This window comes from Polaromonas sp., assembly GCF_018780625.1.
Lineage (GTDB): Bacteria > Pseudomonadota > Gammaproteobacteria > Burkholderiales > Burkholderiaceae_C > Polaromonas.
Genome location: NZ_JADMJK010000063.1, coordinates 1 through 4,482, shown reverse-complemented (window position 1 = coordinate 4,482; position 4,482 = coordinate 1). Strand labels below are relative to the sequence as shown.

Genomic DNA, 4,482 nt, shown 5'->3' with positions numbered 1-4,482 from the left:
CCCCACTGGATTCGCCTGCTGTTTGTCCGGCGCGGCTCGCTGATCCACCGCATTGCCGCCCAGCAGCTGTTCATCTTTACGCTGAGCTGCGCCATCGTGATGGCGCATGGCCGGTTTTTTGACTGGAAGGTGACGCTGACCTCGGGGCCGTTTTCCCTGATGGGCGTGGCGCTGGCGATTTTTCTGGGGTTTCGCATCAATGCCAGCTATGACCGCTACTGGGAGGCGCGCAAACAGTGGGGCACGGTGCTGGTGGAGTCGCGCAACCTGTCGCGGCAGGCGATGAGCCTGATCGCGCCGGGCCAGGACGTACGCCCTTTCGTGATGGGCCTGATTGGTTTTGCCAGCACGATGCGCAACCAGCTGCGCGGCCGGCCCGGTGCCACCGACACGCAGGGCCTGCTGCCCGAGCCGCTGCGTGAGCGGCTGACCGGTGCGCGCTCGGCGCCCATGCTGGTGCTGTTGTGGCTGGGCGGCTGGCTGCAGGAACGCCGCGCGGCGCGGCAGCTCGAGCCGATGCTGGCGCACAAGATGGAAATGTCGCTGGACGGCCTGTCGGCGGCGCTGGGCAGCTGCGAGCGCATCGCCAACACGCCGCTGCCCTTCACCTACTCGGTCATCCTGCACCGCAGTTCTTACCTGTACTGCATGCTGCTGCCGTTTGGCCTGGTGGACTCGATCGGGCTGATGACGCCGCTGGTGGTGAGCTTTGTGTCCTACACCTTCTTTGCGCTGGAAGCGCTGAGCGACGAAATCGAGGAGCCGTTTGGCATGGCGCCCAACGACCTGGCGCTGGACGCCATCGTCGCCGGCATTGACGCGAGCCTGCGCGAGATGCTGGGCGACGTGCCGCCCCCGGCGCCGCAGCCGGACGCGAACTTCATCCTGACTTGAGGCCTTGGGCGGGCGAGGCGCCATCATCAGGTCGGTGATGCGCTGCGCGTTAGCAGCAATCGCTTGCTTGATTTTCCTCAAGCCATGGGGCAGGCACCAGGCCTAAAGTCAAAAGTGTGAAAACCTTTTTTTCTTTATTTCGCGTCGCCTTCCTCCGCTTTGGCTTGATCCTGGCGCTTGCCGGGTTGGCCACGGCCTGTGGCGGCGGCGGTGGTGGCGGTACCTCCACGGTCGCCGTCACAGCGCCTGTCATTGCCAATCTGGTCATCACGCCGGAGGCAGCCTACGTCGCCAGTTCACCGCAGACATTTGACTCGGCCTTTGACTTCACCGATCCGGATGGCGACGTGGCGAGCGTCACGTTCAAAATCCTGGACGGTACGAGAAGCACGGTCGCCCTTGAAACAGCGCCGGTGCTGGAGGTTGACGGCCTGAAGGCCGGCACCATCCTGGGCCAGCTTGCAGCCGTTGCGGTGAAGCCCGACCGCTACACGATCCAGATTCATGTGGCGGACGCCGCCGGCCAGCAGTCCAACACCTTGACCGCGACGGTGCGCATGGTGGCCTACCCGTGGACCGGCAAGCGGGCGGCGCCTGCGTTGCGGGAATATGCAGCCACGGCCACCTTCAATGGCAAGCTCTACGTGATGGGCGGGCAGCGCACCGATAGCGGCGTGGTCCCCGGACCGTCCACCAACCTGCTGGAAATCTATGACCCCGCGACGGACACCTGGACCACCGGCAACCCCATGCCCACCGCGCGCATGGGCCTGGTGGCTGCGGTGGCCAACGGCAAGATCTATGCGATAGGCGGCAGAACGGACGGTTTCAGCACTTCGGCCGTGGGGACGGTGGAACAACTCGATCCCGCAACGGGTCTATGGACCACCAAAAACCCCATGCCCACCGCCCGCTACTTTGCGGCTGGCGCCGCCTTGCCCACGCCGCTCGGCGACCAGATCGTGGTGGCCGGTGGCGAGTCGGCTGACCAGCTGCTCAGCACCGTTGGGCAATACAACCCGCTCACGAACGCGTGGTCCAGCCTGAACGCCCTGCCCAGCGCTCGCAGCCAGCTGGCGTTGGCGGAATCTGCTGGCCGGCTGTATGCCGTGGGCGGCTATGCCGGTCTCACGTCGCAATGGGTGGGCACCGTGGAGGAATACGACCCTGGCTCGGGTAGCTGGACGACGCGCGCGCCCATGCCTACTGCGCGCGCGCACCTGGCCCTGGCGGTGCTTGACGGCAAGCTGCTGGCAGCGGGCGGCGAGAACGTCAACCGCAGCCTGGACATGCTGGAAAGCTACGACCCCGCCACCCAGCGCTGGACCACCAGGACACCCAGCCTGACCACGTTCACGCGCGCCACAGCGGGCGTGGTGAATGGCAAGGCCTACGTCTTCGGTAACGCCCTCACGCTGGAATACGACCCGGCCAACGAAATTCGTTAGCCCACCGTCGCAACCATCAGGCGGCGGCCCGCCGCGCCCGCACCGCCGCCGCCAGCCCTTGCAGCACCGGCACGGTTTGCTCAAAGCTGATGCAGGCATCGGTCACCGACACGCCGTGCTGTAACGGCTGGCCGGCCACGATGTCCTGCCGGCCTTCGTTCAGGTGGCTTTCAATCATCAGGCCGGTGATGCGCTGCTCGCCTGCGGCGATCTGCTGGGCCACTTCGGCGGCCACGGTAATCTGGCGCTGGTGCTGCTTGCTGCTGTTGGCGTGCGACACGTCAATCATCACCTGCTCGCGCAGGCCGGCGCCCTTGAGCAGCGCGCAGGCGGCGTTGACGTCTGCGGCGGCGTAGTTGGTTTGTTTGCCGCCGCGCAAAATCACGTGGCAGTCGGCGTTGCCGCGGGTTTCAAAAATGGCGGCCTGGCCCATTTTGGTCATGCCCATGAAGGCGTGCGCGGCTTGCGCGGCCTGGATCGCGTCGGTCGCCACCTTGATGCCGCCGTCGGTGCCGTTCTTGAAGCCGACCGGGCAACTCAGGCCGCTGGCCAGCTGGCGGTGGCTCTGGCTTTCGGTGGTGCGCGCACCAATCGCGCCCCAGCTGACCAGGTCGCTGATGAACTGCGGGCTCAGCAGGTCCAGGAACTCGGTTCCCACGGGCAGGCCCAGTGCCAGCACGTCGAGCAGCAGTTGGCGTGCCATTTCCAGCCCTTCGTTGATGGCAAAGCTGCCGTCCAGGCGCGGGTCGTTGATGTAGCCTTTCCAGCCCACGGTGGTGCGGGGTTTTTCAAAATACACACGCATCACGACCAGCAAGTCGCCAGCCAGTTCATCAGCTTGCACCTTAAGCTGCCGCGCGTAGTCCATGGCCTGCCCATGGTCGTGAATGGAGCAGGGCCCAACCACCACGATCAGCCGGTCGTCGGCGCCCTGCAGCACGCGCGAAATGGCGTTGCGGCTCCGTTCCACCAGCGCCAGCGCGGGCGGCGGCACCGGCAGCCACTCTTCAAGCAGCGCGGGCGTGATCAGCGGACGCACCGCGCCAATGCGGGTGTCGTCAATGCGGGTGGTGTCGTGGGTCGAAAGCGGCGTAGCGAGGCGGGTGTGCATGGGATGCTCCTGATTATTGGTGTTTTATGTATCTAGCCCTTTAACTGCGGGCACTGTTAGCTATTTATTGAATAGCGCTATTGACCTGTACAAGCCGCTGCGTACTTGGCCATCAGCGCGCTGACCGCCGGTTTGGCGCAGCGCTGCAGCGTCATCAGCAGCGCGTGATCGGGCCTGGCCACGCCGTGGCGGGCGCGCAGGTCGCGTTGAATTTGACCCAGCAGCGCGGCCGCCATTTCGGCGTCGGCCAGCGCGCGGTGGGCAGCGCCGGCGCGCGGCAGGCGGTGAAAGTCCACCAGCGAGCCCAGCTTGTGGTTGGGCGCCTGCGGGTACAGGCGGCGCGACACCAGCAGCGTGCAGGCATAAGGCTGCGGCGCGGGCAGGCCCAGGCGCTGCAGCTCGGCGACCCAGAACTTGCGGTCAAAAGAAGCGTTGTGCGCCACCATGGGCGCATCACCCACAAACCGGCTGGCGTCGGCCATCACCTGCGCGGCATCGGGCGCGCTGGCCAGCATGGCGTTGGTGATGCCCGTGAGCTGGGTGATGAAGGACGGAATGCGCACGCCCGCATTCATCAGGCTCTGGAAGCGGTCGACGACCCGCCCGCCTTCGAGCATCACAATCGCGACCTCAGTGGCGCGGTCGCCCATGGCGGGCGACAGACCGGTGGTTTCAAAGTCAATGACGGCGATGGGTGACATGGTCGGACAGGGTTTGGCAGCGTTGAAAAATCTGGAATTTCAGGAGTGGCCGGTGCGTGCGTTACCAAGTCTGGCAGCCGTTACGCCATGCGGATTGTTTAATTTGCAGGCCCGGCCTGTAATTTGAAAGGCACTAAAGCCAAAGCCGTTTCGGCTACTTCAATCACATCAATCACTTCAGGGAGCGTTTTATGTCATCCGTTCTTATCGAATATGTGTACCAAGCCAATCCCGGCGCCGACATGGCAGGGCTCATGGGATTGACCCAGGAGGCCGCCGCGCTGTGGAAAAAGCATGGCGCCAAGGTGAGCCTGTGGGCCGTGCAGGT

4 protein-coding genes are annotated in these 4,482 nt (G+C 65.0%); 2 read left to right on the top strand and 2 right to left on the bottom strand.

All coding sequences use genetic code 11. The annotated features are described in order from the left end of the window. Both IV091_RS05850 and IV091_RS05845 read left to right on the top strand, forming a co-directional pair. A partial coding sequence (locus IV091_RS05850) for a bestrophin family ion channel (protein WP_293466377.1) occupies positions 1–894 on the top strand: 894 nt, incomplete at its 5' end. 116 nt (positions 895–1,010) lie between these two features. Continuing rightward, positions 1,011–2,342 carry a hypothetical protein gene (locus IV091_RS05845; RefSeq protein WP_293466375.1) on the top strand — a complete coding sequence of 444 codons (1,332 nt, stop codon included), beginning with the start codon at positions 1,011–1,013 and terminating at the stop codon, positions 2,340–2,342. A gap of 16 nt (positions 2,343–2,358) precedes the next feature. Here IV091_RS05845 and IV091_RS05840 read toward each other — a convergent pair whose 3' ends face one another. Next, on the bottom strand, positions 2,359–3,453 hold the full coding sequence (locus IV091_RS05840; RefSeq protein ID WP_293466373.1) for a 3-deoxy-7-phosphoheptulonate synthase: 1,095 nt from the start codon (positions 3,451–3,453) through the stop codon (positions 2,359–2,361). 77 nt (positions 3,454–3,530) lie between these two features. Beyond that, positions 3,531–4,154: a 3'-5' exonuclease gene (locus IV091_RS05835; RefSeq protein WP_293466371.1), complete on the bottom strand. Its 624-nt coding sequence runs from the start codon at positions 4,152–4,154 to the stop codon at positions 3,531–3,533. Between the last annotated feature and the right edge of the window lie 328 nt (positions 4,155–4,482).

Bases quoted from the DNA above. Each gene is read 5' to 3' on its own strand.
- IV091_RS05840 (WP_293466373.1), bottom strand. From the start codon at position 3,453: ATGCACACCCGCCTCGCTACGCCGCTTTCGACCCACGACACCACCCGC.
- IV091_RS05835 (WP_293466371.1), bottom strand. From the start codon at position 4,154: ATGTCACCCATCGCCGTCATTGACTTTGAAACCACCGGTCTGTCGCCC.